This window comes from Clostridium sp. 1001271st1 H5, from assembly GCF_005845215.1.
Taxonomy (GTDB): Bacteria; Bacillota; Clostridia; order Lachnospirales; family Lachnospiraceae; genus Enterocloster.
In genome coordinates this window covers 20,747-42,778 of record NZ_SPHO01000007.1, presented here as the reverse complement: position 1 = coordinate 42,778, position 22,032 = coordinate 20,747, and the positions used below count along the sequence as shown (strand labels likewise).

Annotated in this window: 18 protein-coding genes; 15 read left to right on the top strand and 3 right to left on the bottom strand. The window is 51.2% G+C overall.

From position 1 onward, the window contains the following. Positions 1-7: 7 nt before the first annotated feature. Complete coding sequence (asnB, locus tag FGS84_RS12275; RefSeq protein ID WP_138308631.1) at positions 8-1,861, bottom strand: asparagine synthase (glutamine-hydrolyzing); 1,854 nt, start codon at positions 1,859-1,861, stop codon at positions 8-10. 40 nt (positions 1,862-1,901) lie between these two features. Further along, a complete protein-coding gene (locus tag FGS84_RS12270; protein ID WP_138308629.1) occupies positions 1,902-3,275 on the bottom strand; it encodes a citrate transporter in 1,374 nt (457 codons plus the stop codon). A gap of 416 nt (positions 3,276-3,691) precedes the next feature. Between FGS84_RS12270 and mgtE the strand changes: the two genes are divergently transcribed. The 4 genes from mgtE to mobB all read left to right on the top strand — a co-directional run bounded on the left by mgtE (position 3,692) and on the right by mobB (position 9,468). Next, a complete protein-coding gene (gene mgtE, locus FGS84_RS12265; protein WP_138308627.1) occupies positions 3,692-5,041 on the top strand; it encodes a magnesium transporter in 1,350 nt (449 codons plus the stop codon). A 272-nt stretch (positions 5,042-5,313) separates the two neighbouring features. Then, complete coding sequence (locus FGS84_RS12260; RefSeq protein WP_138308625.1) at positions 5,314-6,201, top strand: fructose bisphosphate aldolase; 888 nt, start codon at positions 5,314-5,316, stop codon at positions 6,199-6,201. A gap of 215 nt (positions 6,202-6,416) precedes the next feature. Next, entirely contained in the window at positions 6,417-8,294 is a 1,878-nt protein-coding gene (locus FGS84_RS12255) for a sensor domain-containing diguanylate cyclase (protein ID WP_138308623.1), read from the top strand. 16 nt (positions 8,295-8,310) lie between these two features. Next, on the top strand, positions 8,311-9,468 hold the full coding sequence (gene mobB / locus FGS84_RS12250; RefSeq protein WP_138308621.1) for a molybdopterin-guanine dinucleotide biosynthesis protein B: 1,158 nt from the start codon (positions 8,311-8,313) through the stop codon (positions 9,466-9,468). A gap of 57 nt (positions 9,469-9,525) precedes the next feature. Here the strand turns inward: mobB and FGS84_RS12245 are convergent, their stop codons facing one another. After that, complete coding sequence (locus tag FGS84_RS12245) at positions 9,526-9,927, bottom strand: GNAT family N-acetyltransferase (RefSeq protein ID WP_171042618.1); 402 nt, start codon at positions 9,925-9,927, stop codon at positions 9,526-9,528. A 395-nt stretch (positions 9,928-10,322) separates the two neighbouring features. Here FGS84_RS12245 and FGS84_RS12240 point away from each other — a divergent pair, with 395 nt between their 5' ends. The 11 genes from FGS84_RS12240 to FGS84_RS12195 all read left to right on the top strand — a co-directional run bounded on the left by FGS84_RS12240 (position 10,323) and on the right by FGS84_RS12195 (position 22,015). After that, entirely contained in the window at positions 10,323-11,567 is a 1,245-nt protein-coding gene (locus FGS84_RS12240; protein WP_138308619.1) for a hypothetical protein, read from the top strand. 273 nt (positions 11,568-11,840) lie between these two features. After that, on the top strand, positions 11,841-13,271 hold the full coding sequence (locus FGS84_RS12235) for a DNA repair protein (protein ID WP_138308617.1): 1,431 nt from the start codon (positions 11,841-11,843) through the stop codon (positions 13,269-13,271). Further along, positions 13,261-13,596 (top strand): YolD-like family protein, encoded by a 336-nt coding sequence (locus FGS84_RS12230; RefSeq protein WP_138308615.1) that lies wholly within the window; start codon positions 13,261-13,263, stop codon positions 13,594-13,596. Before FGS84_RS12235 ends, FGS84_RS12230 begins: the two co-directional genes overlap by 11 nt. Before the next feature lie 123 nt (positions 13,597-13,719). Continuing rightward, positions 13,720-15,150, top strand: a complete 1,431-nt coding sequence (locus tag FGS84_RS12225) for a PucR family transcriptional regulator (RefSeq protein ID WP_138308613.1) — start codon at positions 13,720-13,722, stop codon at positions 15,148-15,150. A gap of 151 nt (positions 15,151-15,301) precedes the next feature. Further along, entirely contained in the window at positions 15,302-15,460 is a 159-nt protein-coding gene (locus tag FGS84_RS30870) for a hypothetical protein (protein WP_171042617.1), read from the top strand. Between the two features lie 116 nt (positions 15,461-15,576). Further along, positions 15,577-17,013 (top strand): sodium/proline symporter, encoded by a 1,437-nt coding sequence (locus tag FGS84_RS12220; protein WP_240305432.1) that lies wholly within the window; start codon positions 15,577-15,579, stop codon positions 17,011-17,013. A gap of 33 nt (positions 17,014-17,046) precedes the next feature. Next, complete coding sequence (locus FGS84_RS12215) at positions 17,047-18,345, top strand: glycine/sarcosine/betaine reductase component B subunit (protein WP_138308608.1); 1,299 nt, start codon at positions 17,047-17,049, stop codon at positions 18,343-18,345. A 30-nt stretch (positions 18,346-18,375) separates the two neighbouring features. Then, complete coding sequence (locus FGS84_RS12210; RefSeq protein WP_207739909.1) at positions 18,376-19,659, top strand: glycine/betaine/sarcosine/D-proline family reductase selenoprotein B; 1,284 nt, start codon at positions 18,376-18,378, stop codon at positions 19,657-19,659. A 225-nt stretch (positions 19,660-19,884) separates the two neighbouring features. After that, positions 19,885-20,298: a GntR family transcriptional regulator gene (locus FGS84_RS12205; RefSeq protein ID WP_138308605.1), complete on the top strand. Its 414-nt coding sequence runs from the start codon at positions 19,885-19,887 to the stop codon at positions 20,296-20,298. A gap of 72 nt (positions 20,299-20,370) precedes the next feature. Then, on the top strand, positions 20,371-20,988 hold the full coding sequence (locus FGS84_RS12200; protein WP_138308602.1) for a UvrB/UvrC motif-containing protein: 618 nt from the start codon (positions 20,371-20,373) through the stop codon (positions 20,986-20,988). After that, positions 20,981-22,015, top strand: a complete 1,035-nt coding sequence (locus tag FGS84_RS12195; protein ID WP_138308600.1) for an ATP--guanido phosphotransferase — start codon at positions 20,981-20,983, stop codon at positions 22,013-22,015. Before FGS84_RS12200 ends, FGS84_RS12195 begins: the two co-directional genes overlap by 8 nt. The last annotated feature ends 17 nt before the right edge of the window (positions 22,016-22,032 follow it).

Genomic DNA, 22,032 nt, shown 5'->3' with positions numbered 1-22,032 from the left:
ATGGGTTCTAATCCACCACCTCAATGTGATAGGTTTTCAGCCAGAAGTTGACCTGCAGGATGTAGGCCAGCATCTGGGGGCCGGCCATGAGCTGTCCGTACCAGGGCTTTCCATAATCAGAGGGGCTGGTGAGGAAACGTTCCAGCTTTTTACGGTCCAGGAAATCCATGACCGGGGAGTGGCTGTCGTCCATCATTTTTTTTACACGGCCCACAAGCAGCTTTTCATAGGCAGTGTCATAGGTTTTAGGATAAGGGGACTTTCTGCGGAACAGTATTTCATCCGGAAGAAGTCCCTTTCCTGACTGGCGGAGCAGGTTCTTTACCAGTCCGTCCCGGGTCTTTATATCCCAGGGCACGTTCCAGACATATTCTATAATCCGATGGTCGGCAAAGGGTACCCTTGCCTCCAGACCTGAGTACATGCTAGTGCGGTCCATACGGTTGAGAAGGGTCTGCATGAACCAGCGCAGGTTCAGCCAGGCAATTTCACGGCGTCTGGCTTCCTCCGGGGAATCCTCAGCCAGTGCAGGTGTCTCCGCCACGGAGCGCTCATAGGTGTCCTGTACGTATTGGTCCATGTCCAGATATTCTAAGAAGCTGTCGTCCAGCAGAACCTTTCTGGGAGCCAGGTCCATGGTCCATGGGAAGGTGCGGGCTTCGAAGCACTCCTTTTTATGGAACCAGGGATAACCGCCGAATATCTCGTCGGCGCATTCGCCGGTCAGGGCCACCTTATTGTGCTCCTTGACCATAGAACAGAACTGGAGCATGGAGGAATCAATATCTCCCATGGCAGGCAGGTCATGGGCCAGGACGGAATCCAGCAGGCGGTCGGCCTGGGTCAGGTTGCTGCATTCCAGGTAGTGGTGGTCGGAATCCAGGAATTTTACCATCTGGTCCACATAGGGGCGGTCCTGGGAGGGCTGGAAGGAGTTGGCCCGGAAGAATTTATCGTTGTCCACAAAGTCAAAGGAGAAGGTGGTGAGCCGCTTTCCTTGTTTTTTCAGCTCCTTTGCGCAGACAGCGGATACAAGGCTGGAATCCACGCCGCCGGAGAGAAAGGTGCAGATAGGCACATCGGACACCATCTGCCGGCGTATGGAGTCCTCCACCAGAAAGGACGTTTTCTCAATGGTTCTTTCATAGCTGTCCTCATGGGGACGGCTGACCAGCTTCCAATAGCTTTGCTGGCGGATGCCCCCGGGGCTGCATATGAGGTAATGCCCCGGAAGCAGCTCTTCCATGTCCTTGAGGACGCCGCAGCCACAGGTCCTGGCAGGCCCGATGGAGAACACCTCATTGAGCCCCTTCCGGTCCAGCCGGGCCTTGACGCCAGGGCAGGCCAGGATTCCTTTGAGCTCAGAGGAGAAAATTAGTTCTTCGTCCCTGATGGTATAGAACAGCGGTTTTACACCGGCCCGGTCCCGGAACAGACACAGCCTGTTATGGGCTGTGTCCATGATGGCAAAGGCAAAAATGCCGTTCAGGCGCTTTACAAAGTCAGGGCCGTATTCCATGTAGCCTGCCAGTATGACCTCCGTGTCGCTGGAGGTCTGGAAGGTGCAGCCGGCGGCCATAAGCTCCTGGCGCAGTTCATCGGTGTTGTACAGTTCTCCGTTGTAGACAATGGCAAAGGTCTGTCCGGAGCCGGATTTTACCATGGGCTGGTGGCCTCCGGACAGGTCGATGATGGACAGGCGGGCATGGGACAGTCCGCCGTGTTCCCACAGCCATGTTCCGGCGTCGTCAGGCCCCCGGTGCCGCAGCTGCTCTGCCATGGCTTCCAGCACCGATTCATAGTGTTCTTTTTCTTTCAGGTAATGGTCATGAGGGTTATAAAAACCGGCAATTCCGCACATAATTCATTCCTCCTGTCATGATGTGGAAAGGTGATTGGTATTAAAGCATGAAGCATGCCAGGGCAAAGGTGCAGGCAAAGCCAAGACAAACCGGTATCAGGTTCTTCCTGGCCAGCTCCAGCGGGCTTACATTGCAGATGGCAGCAACGGGGATAAGTCCCCATGGCACGATGGTGCCGCCGCCCACGAAGATTGCTGTAATCTGGCCCAGGGCAGCCATAACCGGAACAGAGGAACCGGTGGCAGTTGCGAAGGTCCTGGCCAGAGCTCCGGTAAGGGGAAGGCCCGAAAAACCGGAACCGTCCAGCCCGGTCAGCCCGCCCACCACCATTTGGATGAAGGCAGCCATATATTTGTTCAGAGGGGCATTCTGCGCCAGCCACAGGGCCCAGTCGTTCATGATGCCGTGGGTGAAACGTTCTCCCATGATGGAGGTGATTCCGTCCCCGCCCAAAAAGAAAAAGGCGCCGATTATAATAACCGGAGCAAAGATGCGGATGGCAAAGAGAAACCCTTCGGTGACATAGCCGGTGACCTTTTCCAGGGACTGTTTTCCAAATCCCGCCAGGGCGCCCAGGCAGGTGAGAAGGAGGGCGGTGCCGGAAACCATGCTGGTGGCATCCCCTCCTTTAAGGCCGCACAGCAGCATGAGCACAACATCCCCTGCAAAGGCCAGAGGTGTAAATACCGCCAGGAACAGGGCTGCCTTCCTGTGTCCCTGGGGCCTGGAGGGTTCTGCCTGGATGGAGAGCCTGGGGCCTCTGGCATCCAGCCGGCTCCTGTTTAACACATATGCGCTGAGGACAGTGACAATGCCCATCATCCAGAATAAAGGCCATGCCTGCCGGAGAATGTCCGGGGTGTCAAGGCCTGCCGCGCCTGCTGAGATGGCAGGGGCTCCCTGAATCACCACATCGTAGCTCAGCGCAAAGCCATGTCCGAACAGGTTCATGGCCATGGCCGCGGCCAGGGGATTCAGGCCTGCCTTCACTGCAAAGGGAAGCATGATGGCACCCACCAGTGCCACTGAGGGACTGGGCCACAGGAACAGGGAAAACAGGAACATGGTGAGTCCAAGAATCCACCAGGTCAGGGACGGGGTCTTCATGATTCGGGCCATGGGAACCATCATCAGATAGTCGCTTCCCAGGTCCTTCAGGCATTTGGACAGGGAGGTGACCAGGGCAATGGTGGCCAGCACTTCCATGAATTCCCTGCCCGCGTAGAGGACGGCGGAGAATACGGTGATAATGCCTCCTGTAAGGGATTTAAGGCCGATGAGGCCCAGGATGAACAGGAAGGCAATGCAGACAGCAGGGGTATCCTTCTTGAGGACCATCACTGCCAGGATAACGATAACGCCTATGAGATAAGCGTAGTGGAGCGGAGTCAGCACTACTGCGGATTCTATCATGATAAGTCACTCCTGTATTTATGGAATATAATCTATGATATGGGGAAATGCTCTCTGCCGTGAAAAGGAAAGCAGGAAATTGGGGGTTGATTTTATAGCCGGGTGCTGGTATGCTAGATAAGGACTTAAATTTAAAAATGAAAGGAAGTGAACCGGAGTGGAAGGTCGAAGTCATACGTTGGAAGCAGACAATTATCATAAGCGTGTGGTAGTGGGAGCTGGGCCAGGGGCTTTGATTCCGCTTTGCTTTCACTGCCGTTGATGATAGGATACAGATACGTTTATGATGATAGCCATGGATTACAGGAGGAGTCTGTAATTATGGCTATTTTGTAGTTGCAGTCCGGCTGTTCGCGGCAGGGCTGCGGCATTTTGCGCGCTGCTTTCATGATGTCACCATTCATGGAAGGAATAAGATGCAGGAGAATTTTGATTTAAAAGAGCTGTTGGAGCTGCTGGACACCATGCAGCTCAGATTATTGAAGGAAAAGCTGATTGAGATGAATGAGGTGGATATTGCCGCGTTCATCGAGGAGCTGGATTCGGAAAAGACCGTGGTGGTCTACCGTATGCTCCCAAAGGAGCTGGCCAGCGATGTGTTTGCCTGCCTGCCGGTGGAGAAGCAGGAGCACATCATTAACAGCATTACGGATTACGAGCTCAGCACCATTGTAAATGATTTGTTCGTGGACGACGCCGTGGATATGCTGGAAGAACTGCCGGCCAATGTGGTCAAGCGCGTGCTGAAAAACTCCACGCCAGACACCAGGAAGCTGATTAACCAGTTTTTAAAGTACCCGGAGGGCAGCGCAGGAAGCATTATGACCGCCGAGTATGTGGGACTTAAGAAACGCATGACCGTGGAGGAGGCATTTGCCTATATCCGCAGGCACGGCGTGGACAAGGAAACCATTTACACCTGTTACGTCATGGATGCCAAGAGGGCCCTGGAGGGTGTGGTGACGGTCAAGGACCTGCTGATGCATCCCTATGAGGAAGTCATCGGCAATATCATGGATACCCATGTAATCAAGGCCGTGACCACAGACGACCAGGAGGAGGTGGCTGAGAGCTTCCGCAAGTACGACCTTCTGAGTCTTCCTGTGGTGGACCATGAAAACCGTCTGGTGGGCATAGTCACCGTGGACGACGTGGTGGATGTGATGGAACAGGAGGCCACCGAGGATTTTGAGAAGATGGCAGCCATGCTTCCCAGCGAGAAGCCCTATCTTAAGACAGGGGTCTTTGCCCTGGCCAAGAACCGTTTGGCCTGGCTTCTGATTCTCATGGTCAGCAGCATGATTACCGGAAGCATTCTGGCAAAGTACGAGGCGGCCTTTGCGGTTATACCGCTGCTGGTGACCTTCATTCCCATGCTGACGGATACCGGCGGAAACGCAGGCAGCCAGAGCAGCACCATGATTATCCGCGGCATGGCGGTGGGAGAGATTGAAGCAGGGGATATACTGAGGGTTATCTGGAAGGAACTCCGGGTTGGAGTGATTGTGGGCGTACTGCTGGGACTGGTGAACTATATACAGCTGTTAATCCGCTTTCCGGGCCAGGAAATGCTCTGCCTTACAGTCGTACTGAGCCTTTTGGCCACGGTTATGCTGGCCAAGACCATTGGCTGTGTCCTGCCTATCGTGGCACAGGTCCTTCATCTGGACCCTGCCATTATGGCTGCGCCCCTAATCACTACCATTGTGGACGCTGTGAGTCTGATAATTTATTTTCAGCTGGCATGCAGCCTGCTTAAGATTTAAGACATATTCAGGGGGCCGGAAGCCTGTTTTCATGCAGGATTCCGACCCCCTGTTCCGGTGACGGTCCCACAATTTGTAAATCCGGAGAACCCTCTATTGACAATGGGGAACTGATTTTACTATAATAGAAGTAAGTTTAATAACATGTTTCAAGTCTTTGATTTCTGTCCCCGCGTCCAGTTTCAGCAGAACTTATAGTATGGAGGTATCCCCTTTCCCTGGGGTGCTTCCGGTCTTTACCATATATTCCATCAAGAAAGAGAGGTAGTTTTATGAACCAGGAACAGCTAAGAATCATGAGCGGGAAAAAAGGGTTTATTGCAGCGTTAGACCAGAGCGGCGGCAGTACACCGAAGGCGTTGAAGAATTACGGAATTGAGGAGGACCAGTACAGCAATGACGAGGAGATGTTTCAGCTGGTCCATGAGATGCGTACCAGAATCATAACCAGTCCCTCCTTTACCTCAGACCATATCCTGGCAGCCATTCTCTTTGAGAATACGATGGAGCGGAAGATAGGGGATAAGCTGACTGCGGATTATCTGTGGGAGGAGAAGGGTATCATCCCCATTCTGAAGGTGGATAAGGGTCTGGCAGAGGAAGCGGACGGAGTCAGGCTGATGAAGCCCATACCGGGACTGGATGAGCTCCTTGCCCGCGCAGTGGAGCGCCATATTTTCGGCACCAAGATGCGTTCCGTGATTAAGCAGGCAAATCCAGCGGGAATCAAGCAGATAGTGGACCAGCAGTTTGAAATCGGGCTTCGCATTGCAGCCGCAGGACTGGTTCCTATTCTGGAGCCTGAGATTGATATTTACAGCCCGGATAAGGCTGAGTCCGAGCAGATTATGAAGGATGAAATCAAGAAGCACCTGGCGGAGCTTCCAGGGGATACAAAGCTGATGTTTAAATTGTCCATTCCGGATAAGCATGGATTTTACAGCGACCTTATGGAGGATTCCCATGTGGTGCGCGTGGTGGCTTTGTCCGGCGGCTATTCCCGCCAGGAGGCCAATGAGCGCTTGAGCCGCAGCCCGGGACTGATTGCCAGCTTTTCCAGGGCATTGTCAGAAGGCCTGAATGCTAAACAGACCCAGGGTGAGTTTGACCGGATGCTGGCCCAGTCCATTCAGGAGATTTACGATGCATCCATAACCTAGAAACAGTAACCATACTATAAGGATGGAAGGCTCCGCTGCTGCGGAGCCTTTTTAAGGATGGTAAGGACTGGAAACAGATGGCAGGGGGGTGGGCCTAATTGGCGGCCTGCCTTGTGTTTACAAGGACTGTCATAAATGATATCATATAAATTGATATCATGTGAAAGTGTCTTTATAAAAGATACAAAGGCATTTAGTTATGACAAGAGGAAGCTATGAAGCATAGGTTTATCGGAAAATGGCATGTCGCTGTTTTTTTAGCGGTCTGCTTTGTGTTTGCACTGACGGCCGGCGGCGTTTTTTATAACCAGCGCGGGAAACTGGCCGGAGAATTCGGGGATATGGTGGCAGCTAACCTGACCTCTTATACCCAGGCCCAGAAACGTTACCTGAACAGTTCCATTACAGATGCCTGGAATACCCTGAAAGGGATATCAGGACTGGCTGAACAGATTGTCCCGGAGTCTACGGAGGATACCCTGAACGGGTATCTGGAACAGCTTAATCTGCAGAACAGGGATTACATGATAGAATACCTGTCCCTGGAAGAGCTGGAGAAAAGGCTGAGGGACCAGCAGGTATCGGAGCGTGACTGGAATCTGTTCCATGAGATTGAACAGGGGAAGGGCGTTGTATCCGATATTTGGGACTGGCAGAAGGAGGGAAGCCGGTCTGTTTTCACGGTTGCGGAGCCGGTCCGGATAAGGGGGCGCGTGGGTGGGGTGCTGCAGACCAGGCTGGAGCCCCTGGCCATCACGGAACAGGTGCCGGAGGCCAGCGCATTTAAGCGCAGCAGCACCCTTATTGTGAGAAGGGACGGGACCATCCTTGCCAGTGAGAACCATAACCGGGGCGATATATCCACAGGGAACCTGTTTACCTCTGTAAGGGCAGCCGGTATTACGGATAAGGTAGCGGGACAGATGGAAGAACGTTTTTACAGGGATGGGTCCGACAGCTTCATGTTTGAGGGGAAGGGGGATTCCTACTATTTTTCCTGGGATTCCCTGGGGTACAATGAGTGGTACATTGTGAACTTTGTACGCTCTCCGGATGTGGCCATTCATTACGACAATATTCTGAAAGAGCTTATCTATGCCAGTCTGCTCCTGATTGGCCTTACGGCTGTGCTGGGCGGTGCGATCGTTGTACTGTTCCTGCGTTACAGGAGCAGTATGGATTTGGAGGTTAAGAAGTACGGACTGCTGGCGGAGTTTTCCGACACAGCCCTGTTTGAATATGACAGGAGAAAGGATACCCTGGAATTTACCAACAATGCCAGACGCATCCTGAAGCTGGAGGAGCTGGTAATCAGCCATGTCACGGGAAAGAAGGTCCGGACCGACCTGTTTCTTCAGGAGGACAGGAAGGTGATGGAGGATATGCTGAGAGGCAGGCCCGGCAGAGGGGAAGACAGGGTCCAGTATACAGAACTGCGTCTTAAGAGCATCTCCGGTGAATATCACTGGTTTGGCTGCCATTATAAGGCTATACCATCGGACACAGGTGCAGTGGTAAAGGTGGTGGGAAAGCTGGCGGATATTTCACGGCAGAGAAGCCGGGAGCAGGCACTCCGGGAGCAGGCCATGCGGGACGTGCTCACGGGAATCTACAACAAGGCCGGTGAAAGACTGATAGACAGGATGCTGAAGGAAAAGGGCCAGGGCCTGTTCCTGATGCTGGATTTAAATCATTTTAAGAACATCAACGATACCATGGGCCATGCGGCAGGGGACGCCATACTCACCGAGGTGGGAAAGGTCCTGAAAAGGACATGCAGGGAGAATGATATCGTGGCCCGCATTGGCGGGGATGAATTTGTCATGTTCCTTCCGGGGGCATTTAACCGGCAGACAGGAGAACGCAAGGCAGGGGAGATACAGGAAAGCCTTCTGGCAGTCCGTATATCCACCTGGGGAATCAGGGGAATCAGGGCCAGCATCGGCACTGCCCTGTGCCCGGAGGACGGAACAGACTACGGGACGCTGTTTAAGGCCGCGGACGGGGCCATGTATCAGGCCAAGGAGCAGTCCAGGAACCAGAAGAAGAGCGGAGCGGCAGAAGAAGGAAAACAGGACAGGACAATATCATGACGGCAGGAGGAAGGACATGAGGCATGGATGGGGAAGCGTGATTCTGTCAGGAGGACAGGGACGCCGCATGGGCGGCATTGACAAGGGAGGGCTGGACTATAAGGGGGAATCCTTCCGGGGGCATATACAGAGACAGCTGCAGGCCCTGGATATCCCATGCTATCTGTCCCGGGCCTGCTATGGGGGGAACGGGGACAGGGAGGACGGACTGGAGGTCATTGAAGACACGGTAAAGGGGGCTGAGGGTGAGTGGATTGGCCCTATGGGAGGCATCTGGTCCTGCTTTCAGAGAACAGGCCATGAGGGGCTGTTCTTTATATCCTGCGATATGCCGTTATTCAGAACAGAGATGGCGCGGATTCTCATGGAGCGCTGGGAACCGGGCACGGATGCGGTGCTGTGGAGGACCAGGAACGGCCGGATACAGCCCATGTGCGGCTTTTATGCAGATACCTGCCTGGAGGCGCTGGAGGATACAATCCGCCGGGGGAATTACCGTCTGATGAAGTTCCTGGACGCTATCCGCTGTGTTGTGGTGGACACCGCTGAGGCCCATATACCGGATATCTGGTTTGCCAATGTGAATTCACTGTCCGCTTACAGGAGTCTGTACAAGCTGCGGACGCCTGTCCTGGCCGTAAGCGGCAGAAAGGACACAGGCAAGACAGCCCTTCTGGAAATGCTGGTCCGGGAGCTGGCCCGGTCCGGAATCCGGTCTGCGGTCATCAAGCACGACGGCCATGAGTTTGAGGCCGATGTGCCGGGAACCGACAGCCGCAGAATCAAGGATGCAGGGGCATACGGCACCGTAGTGTACTCCGGCTCCAAATTTTCCGTGATTAAGGAGCAGCCCTTCATGAAAGCAGAGGATTTTTTTTGTTTTTTTCCGGAGGCGGACATCATTTTCCTGGAAGGGCAGAAATATTCGGACTATCCCAAACTGGAGGTGCTGAGAAAGGAAATTTCTGAGATTCCGGTGTGCAGGCCGGAGACAGTGCTGGCCTATGTATGGAGCGGGGAGGAGGGCTGGAGCCGGGAAAACAGCTGTGCCGGAGACAACCGGCGGAATATAAAATGTCCCGTGCTCACAGCCGGCCGGAAGGACCTTATCCTGGAAATCGTGATTGAGTACATGGACAGGTACAGCCGGGGAGACGGAGGGCAGGAGCTATAAGCAGAATACCCGCCACATCCTTTTTGCCCCTGGCCGAAATATGTCATTTTTTCTCCCTTACAGCGGACCGTTATCCTGCCTTGTCTTACTGATATAAAATGACTGCAGTGATTTCTCTATGTTCAGTTTTTCATAAAAACCCTCTGCCTCAGGCTGGGCTCCAAAAAACAGGGAGGTGGGGGAAATATCAATGGCCCGCCTCATCAGCTCCCTGCCGATACCCTGTTTTTGGTATTCCTTCAGCACAAGTATTTCTGATATGGTGCCAAACAGATAGCCGTCGCTTAAGATGCGGATACAGCCAACCAATTTATCATTATCCCAGGCAGTGATGTTGATTGTTTTACTTATGGCCTTTCGCATCAATTCCGTATCATAGGAACCGGGCCAGACCTGACTTGCCATCCCAATAAATATGTCTGGCTGCAGGTTTTTATCATCGTTGATATAATGAATCATGACAGCCTCCTTTTGTGAATGAATCCAAATATATGCAGACGCGCAGCATTTTTATTTATAGTATCATATCAGCCTGGTCCTCTCAAGACAATTCAGTGGGTTTCCCAGAGTTTTTACCATATGAAGATATCCGGGACAGGGATAAAAAAGCTTTTTTAACCTTTTTATTACAATTGGGATTTAGCATGCTATAATGTAAAGAAAGGCGGCAGCACCATAGCAATCAGTCAGGAGGATATATGTATAAAATGTATTTAATCACTTTTTTTGCCAGCACATTTCAGATTTTAAGGTTTATTGCCCTGATACTTATTATAGCATGCTGCATCAAATATTTAAAAAGCAGATAGGATGTGTTTATCTGGTATGCAAAAGGTAAAGGGGATGGGAAAAGTATGAATAGAAGAGCAAAAAAAGCAATTTTAACTTCCCTTATGGTATCTGCTGTTACAGCTGCCCTGACTGTAACCGGGTGTAATGCATCATCAGGAGAAGTCCCGCAGCCAGCAGTGCAGGAAACGGAAAGCCAGGGTACGGGTGTATCTGCTGTTCCGCCTGAAATCACTGCTCCACCGGAAATCACCGCCCTGCCGGAAATCACCGCCCTGCCGGAACTTATGTTTCCCTCAACCGCTGACTTCCCTATGGAATACGATGAAAAAGGGGATATAATCTTTTTCGCAGATGTGGACCATGACGGTGAAGGTGAGCGCATTGAACTTAACATGAACGAATATAAAGACCGGGGAGGTGCAGGAAGCGTTCTGAAGGTTCGGCTGGATAATGGAGCAGATTCGCCTGTCATTTGGGAAAGGGAATATGCTGCGCCTCACGCGGGACAGACCATGCTGTACCTTTACAGGGAGGCGGGACAAGATTATCTGATGGAATATTATCCGGGGATGTACCAGGGGTACGCCTCCTACTTTTTACATCTGTTTTCCTTGGACAGTGACGGCAATCCTCTGTATCTCCATGAATATGAGGCTGGCTTTGCCTTACATGAGAACCGGGAGGATGGCTTTTATACGGGCTTTTACGGGGATGCAGGGGCATTTGTCTCATTTTTGGAGCAGGTACAGCACTATATAGAAGGCGCCCTTCTTTTGGTGAGTACAGACAATGGTAATTTGTCCTACAGCACTCCGGAGAACCCGATTACTATCTTTCATGATGACAGTTTCTGGACAGATGAATGGAATGTGGCGGGGAATATGAATTCCCTGGATTGCATGAAGCTTGTGGTCCGGAAAAACTGGATGAACACCGAGGGCATAAGCAGGCTGAAGGAGCGGGGGAACAGCTGTCTTGAAACCTGGGCTGATATAAAGGGAAACGAACGCTCTTTCCTTACTTCGGATGTGGTGGCAGCCGGATTATTTACGGATTTAAGCGGTGACAACTGGCTGTATCTTCCCGACCGGGAACCGCCTGCAGGAGATGCGGATTTTGTGTTTGGCATTCCGGCCCAGGACCTCAGTGATTTGTATGTATCCTGTTTTATGGAGGATGAAGTGGCAGTTATATGGACCGACCCCTATGTATGGGATAATGATAACCATACGAGGATTACCCGGGAGTGCTATCACCTCTCAGCAGATACCATGAAAGGTTTTTTAACATGGGCATATACCAGATAATCCATATTTTTTCCAATGTTTCAGGGCTTCTGCCATAGAGAGCGGAAGCCTGTTTTTAATTTTACTTAATTATTATGGGACCGGCCAAAAAACGCTGCTGCTGGTGAGCAGGATATAACCGGCGGAAATCAGAACAAATGTTCGGTTTGCATATTGCGGTTTGTAAACAGCTGCAGTATAATAGATTCATAAATGGGAATAGCATACAATGACAGATACTAATAAGAAAGTGGAGAAGAAAGGCAAGCAGGGTTATCCGGCAGGAAGGGAGGCATGACAGTGGAGCAGCGGACCTACATTGTGATAGATTTAAAATCCTTTTATGCATCTGTGGAGTGTGCAAAACGGGGGCTGGATTCCATGACAGCCAGGCTGGTGGTGGCGGACCCGGAACGGACGGAGAAGACCATCTGCCTGTCCATCTCCCCGGCCATGAAGGAGCTGGGAATCCGCAACCGCTGCCGTGTCTTTGAGATTCCGAAGAGTGTGGATTACATCATGGCCCCGCCCCGCATGCAGCTGTATATTGATTATGCGGCTGGGATTTACGGTATTTATCTGAAATATATTTCCAAGGAAGATATCCATGTCTATTCCATTGACGAGTGTTTCATGGATGTGACCAATTATCTGCCCCTTTACCATAAGACGGCCAGGGAACTGGGCCAGATTATGATGGCTGATATTCTGCGGGAATATGGAATCCGGGCTACCTGCGGTATTGGCACCAATCTCTATCTGGCCAAAATTGCCCTGGACATCACGGCAAAGCATTCGCCGGACTTTATCGGGGAGCTGGACGAGGAAACCTTCCGGAGGACACTCTGGAACCATAAGCCGCTGACGGATTTCTGGCGTATTGGGAAAGGAACTGCGGCCAGACTGGAGAAGTATGGGATTCACACCATGGGAGACATTGCAGAAATGGATGAAGACTTTTTGTACAAGCTGTTTGGGGTAGATGCAGAACTTCTGATTGACCATGCATGGGGAAGGGAGACTGCCACCATTGCTGCCATTAAGTCATATAAGGCCAAAACAAATTGCCTTACCAGCGGGCAGGTGCTGGGATGCGATTACAGCTTTGAGGATGCGAAGCTGATTGTGAAGGAAATGATGGATTTACTGTGTCTGGAGATGGTGGAAAAGAACCTTGTCTCCAATTCCGTGACCTTACAGGTGGGGTATTCCGGGAAAACGGCAGCCGAGCCGTCCAGAGGGACAGCTTCTCTGGATGCAGAGACAAATGCGGATATCATCCTGGTTCCGGCAGTGTCTGCCCTGTTTGAACACATTGCCAATCCCGGCCTGCCCATACACCGCATTAACATTTCAGTAAACCACGTGATTGAGGAGGAGTACAGGCAGTACAGCATGTTTACCGATGCCTGGGAACTGGAACGAAACCGTAAACTGCAGTCAGCTATGCTGGATATAAAGAAAAAGTTTGGGAAAAATGCTATCCTTAAAGGGATGAACCTGCAGGACGCCTCCACCATGCAGGAACGGAACCAGCAGATTGGCGGGCATAAAAGCGGTATTTACAATAGCGGCAGGGACAAAAACGGCGGAGACAAGAACAGCGGAGACAAGAACGGCGGAGACAGGAGCAGCGAAGACAAGAACAGCGGAGACAAGAACGGCGGGGGCAGGGAGTATAAAGGCAGAGAAAACAGAACCGGAGGAAACAGAGATGGCAGGTAAGCCAAGGGCAAAGATGTCCGCCCAGGACCGGGCAAAGCAATTCCTTCCATTTGCAGCCCTGAAGGGGCTGCCGGAGGCCCTGGCGGTAAAAGAGCGGGTAGTGGTGCCGAAAATCATACTGACAGAGGATATGGCTGAAGAGCTGAACCGGAAGATGCAGCAGATTAAGCCCGGAATGATAATCAGTGTGGTGTATTTTCACAAGGATGAATACCTGAAGGTTACCGGGATGGTTGCCCGGTTCAATATCAGCAGCCGGGTCCTCCAGGTGGTAAATACCAAAATCAGTTTTGACGATGTGCTGGATATTGGTTTCTGCCAATGATTTTATGGTTTTATATCCGCTGGGTACGGCCTCCGGATTCACGGCCCCTGGCTTGACACGGCGTTCCATATTGTATAACATTACTATAAAAGAACACGCGGGTCACGGACAGGAGAGGTGCTAATGGATATCAGAATTCTATTGGAAGTGCTGGATGCCGGCAAAAATCAGTACAAATATGCCGGACCGGCAGAGGGGCAGGTATACGGGGTACAGGTTCAGAATGGTTCCTATCCATATATGGAGGGGATGCTGTATGTCCAGCCGTCCCTGACACATCCTCACCCGCCTAATAATATGTGCGTCATTGCAGGGGGAAATGAGCTGTATGAGACTTTGCAGAAGATACTGCTGGATTATAACCGCAAGGAGTCCCTGCTCATCAGGATGCAGGATAAGTTAAATGCATTCCGCTCATCGGAAACAGATATGATTTCAGGAGTCATGGATAATCCGTGCATCCTGCTGCGGGAGGATTATAAGCCCCTTGTCTGGAATGGATTTGAGAGGGAAGAGGAGTTTTGGTGGGTTTCCAGGATTGACTTTAAGACCGTGGCTAAAAAAGGGCAGAACCTGAATATATGTTATCAGGAGATTACCGAAGAAATTCCTTATCCGCTGATGATTGTACAATATACCAATCCAAGAGGGAAAAAGCGGTATTGCGTGCTGGCGGGGAGGGATACCAGGTTCGACCGTGTGGCGGACCCGGTTTTTCTGAAGAAAATCTGCAATATCCTCCAGTGCTATACATTTACCAACAACGGCATTGTACAGCCAATTTCACGGCTGGACGAGCTGTTGGAGAGTATGGTCCATGAGATTCCCTCCCAGCCGGAACTGATGCAGAATGAGCTGCTAAAGGCGGGATGGGTGGAGAAAGAAAAATATTATGTGCTGCTGATTGATGTGAGCCTGGGAAAGACGAAGGCCGATGATGCAGAGGAATTGTCCCAGAAGCTAAATGCCAGGGTGTTCAGCCATGATAATTATTATGTATGCCTTTTGACAGGAACCTGCGCAGAGGAGTATGATTCCAGGACCCATCTGGGAATCGAGGAGTTTCTGGCAGAACGCAATTTTTATGCGGGGCTGAGTTACGGCTTTTTTAATATCGTGAATCTTTCCATTGGATATAAGCAGGCGGCGGAGGCAGTCAAGGTATTGCTCAACACCCTGAACGGAATACACTATTATGCATTTGCAGACAGTATTGTGACTTATCTTGTGAACACCAGCGTGAACTGCGGGGAATTTACCATGGAAAGCCTGTGCCATCCCAGCGTTTATAAGATTTTTGAGTATGATAAGAAGTATGGAAGCGATTACATGAATTTTCTGCGTATTTATATCTATTCCGGCGGAAGTGTGAAGAGAACAGCAGAGGCGCTTTACATGCATAAGAATACGGTCTACCAGAAGATTGAAAAATTAAAGGAATTTTTCCATGTGGACGTCAATGATTTGTATGCCTATGTCAAGCTATACGTGTCGTTGGTTATCCTAGAACAGATGCCCATATATAATTCAAATGACTTCCTGAAGTGGATGTGAAAGCGAATGTAAAAAAGCCTTTTTTGGCGCTGTTTTAATGTGTTTTTTTCCATATATATAAAATAATAATCATTGTAAAATATCTATAGATAAATTCGATAACACAATTTGTCTATAGATATTTTTTATTTACATGGAAAGGAGGAAGACTATGGGACCGTTGGGACTGCCTTGGGGGACATTTCTGATGTTTGCATCAGCTGTAATCGGATGCCCGCTCATAACGGAATTGATTCTCCACTCTAAATGGTGGAAGAAGAAGTCGGATTACTACTGGTCATTTAATCAGACAGATGACGAGGAGGAATGACAGAAAAAGGCACAGGATATTGTTTTGGTTGAGAGGAGGATTTCATGCAAATAGGTTGGGTTCAGATTATTATGGCCGTCGTGTATATGGGGATATTGATTTGCGTTGGTCTTTATATGAGCCGGAAAGTAAAATCATCAGATGATTTCTGGATTGGGGGAAGACAGGTGGGGCCTGTGGCAACCGCGCTTTCCTATGGGGCGGCCTATGTCAGTACGGTTGCCATCATCGGGGACCCGCCCATGTATTACAATTACGGACTTGGATATGCAGCATTTGAAATTATGGTCAGCGTTTTTTTCTGCTGCATTCTTATTTTCATTGTATTTGCCCCAAAGATGCGGGCGCTTTCAGAACGGTTGAATGTTGTATCGCTCTCCGGTTTTCTGGCTATCCGGTACAAGTCCAATGGTTTCAGGCTGTTGTGCGGAACCCTTGTATCGGTCATGATGGTTCCCTATGCAATCTCGGCCATGAAAGGCATTGCCGATGCCATGCATGCCATTGTAGGGATTCCGTACGTCATGGGCGTGGTGGTTATCGCCCTGGTGTCATTCTGCTACCTGGTAACTGCCGGTTACTGGGGTGTTTCCACCACGGATATCATCCAGGGAATCACGATTGCAGTATCCTGTCTGCTGGTTGCAGTCATTGTTATCACAAAAAGCGGCGGGGTGACGGAGGCAGTCACATACATGGGTTCCGTGTCGCCCTCCCACATCCGCCCGTCTTCCGGCCTGACATTTGCACAGCTGTTCAGCTGGGCAGGGGTATGGGCGCTGATTGCCTTTGGACAGCCCCAGCTTGTGACAAAGTTCATGGGACTTAAGGATTCCAGAACCGTTGGAACTGTAATGAGGGTTGCAGTTATATGGGAAATCGTGTTCATGGTTTCCATTGCCATGATTGGCGCAGCGGCGTTCAAGCTTTTTGGGGCAGTGCCCTTTGACAATGTGGACGCCATTGTACCCACCCTGGTGGCGGAGCATACCAATGCGGTTGTATCCGGAATATTCCTCTGCGGGATACTGGCAGCCGGACTTTCCACCACGGTTGCCCTGGTACTGACATCCTCCGGCGCAGTGACAAAGGACATATACGAAGATTACTACTGCATCAGGAGCCATGCAAAACAGGATTCCGGGAAATCGGTCAGGATATCCAGGGCTGCCACAGGCATTATTCTTGTGGTGGTGGTAATCGGAGCCATTTATCCGCCGGATTTTATCTGGTCATTGTCAACCATGTCAGCAGGCGTCATGGGAGCGGCCTTTACAGCTCCGCTGGTCCTGGGGCTTTACTGGAAGAGGGCCACAAGGCAGGGATGCATGGCAGGTATTATCGGGGGGTCAGCCATCTCCATCATCTGGTATTTTGCAGGTCTTACCAGTGTGGTGCATTCCTTTGTTCCGGGCACCGCAGTATCCTTCCTGCTGATGGTTATGGTGTCCTTTTGTACGCCGGAAATGGAGAAGGAACATCTGGACGTGTTCTTTGAACCGGGGTGCAGTAAGGATAAAATACAGGCGGCCATTGCCGCCGGCAACAAATAATCAATGAAGCTGAGATAAGAGAGGTGTAAAATTGTGAAAAAACTGGAAATCGGAAATTTTCATATCAGGGATATTGTCTTCGGCGGTAAAACAGCCTTTGAAGACGGGGTCCTGACTGTGAACCGGGATGAGGCAAAGGAGGTTATCAATCCCCAGGGAAAGCTTAAGAACATTGAACTGCATATCGTCCATCCCGGAGACAGTGTGAGAATCTGCCCGGTCAAGGCAGCGGTGGAGCCAAGGTTCAGGCCGGATGGCAGGACTCTGTTTCCGGGGTATACAGGACCTGTCACGCGCTGTGGGGAAGGGCAGCTTTATGCCATGAAGGGAATCGCCGTGCTGGTCAGCGGTCATTACAGCAGCATGGGAGACGGCATTCTGGACATGAGCGGACCAGGGGCGGAATACAGCTATCATTCCACCACCACCAACCTTGTGATTTGTGCGGAAAGGACCAATGAAAAGGACCTGGATTATACCCTGAGGGAGGAGGATGAATTCCGCATATCCGCCCATTATATGGCGGAATATCTGGGGAAGACACTGGCCGGCAGGGAGCCGGAACAGTGGGAGTGTTATGACTGGGAGGAAGGAGAACGGCAGGCCGGAGAAAGACAGCTTCCCAGGGTGGGGTATGTGATGACCGTAATCAGCCAGCTGGCAAAAGGAATCAATGATTTGTTCCTTGGCCAGGACTGCAATAACATGATGCCCCTACTGGTCCATCCCCAGGAGATTCTGGACGGATTCCTGCTGGGAGGCATGGGACTGGCAGGGCAGGCGCTTACCACATATGACTGCCAGAATCTGCCCATGATTAAACGGCTCTACCAGGAACATGGAAAGACCATTGATTTTGCGGGAGTCATTCTGTCCCCTGCCGATGTGTCGGACAGCATGAAGCTCCGCAATTCCATCAGTACGGCTGAGATAGCAGAGCTTCTGAAACTGGATGGCGCCTTTGTGCATGAGTGGGGAGGAGGAAGCAATGTAGATGTGGACACCTTTTACCTGTTAAGCCGTCTGGAAGACAAGGGAATTAAAACAGTGGGCATTATGGATGAGCATATCGGGAAGGTATATACGGATTCAAAAGCCGATGCAATCGTGTCTGTGGGGGAAACCTCTACCATCATTGAGCTTCCGCCCATGGATAAGGTCATAGGCGATGATGAATCCCTGGTCAGGGATTATTACTATGGCGCCTGGTCTACCCATACCACCCTGGGGCCCAGCCTGAGACCGGACCATTCCGTCATCATCAATACATATGCGCTGGCATGCGGCGGCAATCCGGCAGCGTGGCTGAAGCGGGCCGTAAAAGAATATTAATAGGAGGAATGGACTGTGAAACGAATTGTCATGTATATAAACCAGTTTTTCGGCGGCATAGGAGGCGAAGACAAGGCTGACTATGCGCCCTCCATCCAGGAGGGACCGGTGGGACCGGGCAGCGTGATTCTGGCAGGTTTAAAGGATGCAGAAATAACCCATACCATTATATGCGGCGATAACTTCATGACCAGCCGCAGGGATGAGGCAATCGGAATCATTGATAAGCTTCTGGAGGGAGTTGAATTTGACCTGTTCCTGGCCGGTCCGGCGTTCCAGTCAGGGCGCTATGGCATGAGCTGCGGCGAAATCTGCAGGTACGTCACGGAAAAGTACCATGTGACCGCAATTACCAGTATGAATGAGGAAAATCCGGGCGTGGCCGCCTATGCAAAAACGCCGGATGTCTATATCATGCGCGGCAGCAAAAGCGCAGTAAAAATGAGACAGGATGCATCGGCCATGGCAGGCCTGGCGGCCAAGGTCCTGGCCGGGGAAGAAATCCTCTGGGCTGACGCCGAAGGTTATTATCCCCGCGGCGTAAGGGTCAGCGTCAAATGTGAGGAGGCGCCTGCCGACAGGGCGGTAAGGATGATGCTGTCCAAATTAAAGGGACAGCCTTATAAGACAGAGTTTCCCATCGAGCAGGAGGATGCGGTGGTTCCGGCGGCTCCCGTGGACGCGGGGAAGGCAAAAATTGCAGTTATTACCACGGGAAGCCTTGTGCCTATAGGCAATCCTGACAGGATTCCCTCCGGTTCGGCATCTGTCTGGAAACGGTATGATATAACAGGGCTGGATGCGTTTAAGAAAAATGAGTTTTACAGCGTCCACGGCGGATTCAGCACAAATAATGTAAACGAAGACCCGGAGGTGCTGGTTCCCCTTGCAGCCTTAAAGGCAGCGGAAAAGGAAGGGAAAATCGGTAAACTGGATGATTATTACTATGTGACAACCGGAAACCTCACGATTTTGAAGGAAGCCAGGAAGATGGGGCGTGAAATCGTGGAGCAGCTTAAGATGGACGGCATCCAGGCCGCAATCCTGGTGGCCACATGAGGCAGCTGTACGCGTTGCGGTGCAACCATGGTAAATGAAATTGAGAAGGCCGGTATCCCCACTGCCCTTATCACCAATATGACGGCTGTGGCAAAGAGCATAGGAAGCCCGAGGGTCATTCCGGGAATAGCCATTAACAACCCGTGCAGCGACATTGACCTGCCTATGGAAGAGCAGCTTAAGATGCGCAGGAATTATGTTGACAGGGCGCTGAAGGCGGTTTCTTCAGCGGTTTCAGGACAGGAGTTTTTCTGATATTTTTCCAGTGCTTTTTCAAAGATGGCCTTTTTGAGGCAGAAGAGACAATTCATAAGATAACCAGAAGAGCGATACGGTGATGTCAGCCGTATCGCTCTTTTAGGCGGTTATTTCCGCTTGACGAAATCCTATTCCCTTGCTATGATAATAATAACAAGTGTTATATTGCTTGTAGAACAAATATAACTTTCCTTGTTACACAAAACGAAAGATGGTGGTTTTATGTTCTTGAAGATTGATTTCAACAGTGATGAAGCAATCTATATACAGCTGCGCAACCAGATAATCATGGGGATTGCCACGGATATGATACGGGAGGGGGATACATTGCCCTCTGTCCGTCAAATGGCTGATTATATCGGCATTAACATGCATACAGTTAATAAGGCATACTCTGTGCTGCGCCAGGAAGGCTTTGTGAAGCTGGACCGGCGCAAGGGCGCTGTGGTCAGCCTGGATGTGGATAAGATTCAGGCCATTGACGATATGCGGGGGAACCTGGATGTGGTGTTGGCCTGGGGCATCTGCAAGGATATCAGCCGGGACGAAATCCATCATCTGGTGGATGAGATTTATGATAAATACACCCGCGGGTGTATGGGGACGGAAGACGGCCAGGAGACTGGGGAAGGTTAGGAAGTGCCTGAAAACAGAGAACCGCTGTCCGCAATGTCCGGGTGCGGTTTTGTATAATAATGGAGGATTCGTATGTTATGTGAAAGATGTAAAATCCGGGAAGCCACGATAAAATACACTGAGATAATCAATGGCGTGAAGACGGAACATAACCTTTGCTCCCACTGTGCGAAGGAGATGGATTTCGGCCAGTACTCCGCTCTCCTGGATGGGGAGTTCCCATTGGGAAAGCTTCTCTCCGGCCTTCTGGGTCTGGAGGACGACGAGGAGGAAACCGATGTGAGGGGAAGTGTGGTCTGCCCTACCTGCGGCACCAGCTTCGACGACTTTGTGGAGAACAGCCGGTTTGGATGCGCTGACTGTTACGGCGTGTTTGATTTGTTTATCAATGATAAGATGAAGCAGCTTCAGGGAAGCGAAAGCCATAAGGGCAAGCATCCCAAGTACAGAAGCACATTTGAAAAAGAACATCCGGAGGCAGCCGCAGGAGCAGGAACAGGCGCAGAGGAGAATGCAGTCAGCCCGGAAGAAGACGGTTCCCAGGATTCACAGACCGCCGTGGCGAGAAAACAGATTAAGGAACTGGATACCAAGTTAAAGGAAGCAGTGCGTCAGGAGGAATATGAACTGGCGGCCAGTTACCGGGACCAGATTAAGGAACTGAAAAAGGAGGCTGGAATCCATGAGTAAATGGTTTGAGGAAATAGACAGCAGGAATTCCAATGTGATATACAGCCGCATCCGCCTGGCGCGCAACTGGGATGAATATGTGTTCCCATCCAGAATGACCTCGGCCCAGTGCGGCGAGATGGTGGAACGTCTCAGGGAGGGACTTAAGGAGCTTAAGGACCCGGATGGCCGGGAGCTGAGCTACAGCCAGCTGGACCAGATGCAGGAGCTGGAGAAGATGGCCCTCAGGGAGCGCCGGATTCTCAACATGGCCTGCGTCAGCCGGAAGGAGCCGTCGGGCCTGCTGCTGTCGGCCGATGAGTCGGGAAGTGTTGTACTGGGCGGGGATGACCACATCCGTATGCAGATGCTGGCCCCCGGCCTTAAGCTGGATGAACTGTGGCAGAAGGCGGATGTGCTGGATGATTATGTCAATGAGAGGTTTTCATATGCATTTGACGAAAAGTACGGTTACCTGACCTCCTTCCCCACCAATGTGGGAACGGGCCTGCGGGCCTGCGCGGTGCTTCACCTGCCCACCTTGTCCCAGGTGCGCAAGTTCCAGAGCATTGTGGCCGATATGAGCCGGTTCGGCACTGCAATCCGCGGCCTGTACGGAGAGGGAAGCGACAACTACGGAAGCCTCTACGAGGTGTCCAACCAGCGTACCCTGGGACAGTCCGAGAAGGAAATCGTGGAATTGGTGACAAAGGCAGCGGCCCAGCTCAACAACCAGGAAATGCGGGTCAGGAGCGCGACCCTTAATACCCAGCGTCTGGAGCGGGAGGACGAGGCTTATAAGTCCTACGGCGTTCTTAAGTATGCCAGGAAGATATCGGAGAAGGATGCCAGGATATTCATTTCCCAGCTCATGGCAGGGGAAGAGGACGGCCTGTTAAAGTTTAAGGAAGAATACTCCCTTTACAGCCTGATTATAGGAATTAAGCCGGCCAACTTAAATCTGTGGTCCAAACGGCCGCTGGATAAGGATGAGATGGACGCTGTGAGGGCAGCTTATATAAGGCAGAACCTGCCTGAGATAATCTAGCCCTGCCGCGGGCAGGG

Excerpts from the sequence above, each read along its gene's own strand:
- FGS84_RS12225 (WP_138308613.1), top strand. The coding sequence starts at position 13,720 with ATGGATATCAGAATTCTATTGGAAGTGCTGGATGCCGGCAAAAATCAG.
- FGS84_RS12195 (WP_138308600.1), top strand. The coding sequence starts at position 20,981 with ATGAGTAAATGGTTTGAGGAAATAGACAGCAGGAATTCCAATGTGATA.
- FGS84_RS12220 (WP_240305432.1), top strand. The coding sequence starts at position 15,577 with ATGAGCCGGAAAGTAAAATCATCAGATGATTTCTGGATTGGGGGAAGA.
- FGS84_RS12235 (WP_138308617.1), top strand. The coding sequence starts at position 11,841 with ATGACAGTGGAGCAGCGGACCTACATTGTGATAGATTTAAAATCCTTT.
- mgtE (WP_138308627.1), top strand. The coding sequence starts at position 3,692 with ATGCAGGAGAATTTTGATTTAAAAGAGCTGTTGGAGCTGCTGGACACC.
- asnB (WP_138308631.1), bottom strand. The coding sequence starts at position 1,861 with ATGTGCGGAATTGCCGGTTTTTATAACCCTCATGACCATTACCTGAAA.
- FGS84_RS12240 (WP_138308619.1), top strand. The coding sequence starts at position 10,323 with ATGAATAGAAGAGCAAAAAAAGCAATTTTAACTTCCCTTATGGTATCT.
- FGS84_RS12205 (WP_138308605.1), top strand. The coding sequence starts at position 19,885 with ATGTTCTTGAAGATTGATTTCAACAGTGATGAAGCAATCTATATACAG.
- mobB (WP_138308621.1), top strand. The coding sequence starts at position 8,311 with ATGAGGCATGGATGGGGAAGCGTGATTCTGTCAGGAGGACAGGGACGC.
- FGS84_RS12200 (WP_138308602.1), top strand. The coding sequence starts at position 20,371 with ATGTTATGTGAAAGATGTAAAATCCGGGAAGCCACGATAAAATACACT.
- FGS84_RS12255 (WP_138308623.1), top strand. The coding sequence starts at position 6,417 with ATGAAGCATAGGTTTATCGGAAAATGGCATGTCGCTGTTTTTTTAGCG.
- FGS84_RS30870 (WP_171042617.1), top strand. The coding sequence starts at position 15,302 with ATGGGACCGTTGGGACTGCCTTGGGGGACATTTCTGATGTTTGCATCA.
- FGS84_RS12245 (WP_171042618.1), bottom strand. The coding sequence starts at position 9,927 with ATGATTCATTATATCAACGATGATAAAAACCTGCAGCCAGACATATTT.
- FGS84_RS12270 (WP_138308629.1), bottom strand. The coding sequence starts at position 3,275 with ATGATAGAATCCGCAGTAGTGCTGACTCCGCTCCACTACGCTTATCTC.
- FGS84_RS12230 (WP_138308615.1), top strand. The coding sequence starts at position 13,261 with ATGGCAGGTAAGCCAAGGGCAAAGATGTCCGCCCAGGACCGGGCAAAG.
- FGS84_RS12260 (WP_138308625.1), top strand. The coding sequence starts at position 5,314 with ATGAACCAGGAACAGCTAAGAATCATGAGCGGGAAAAAAGGGTTTATT.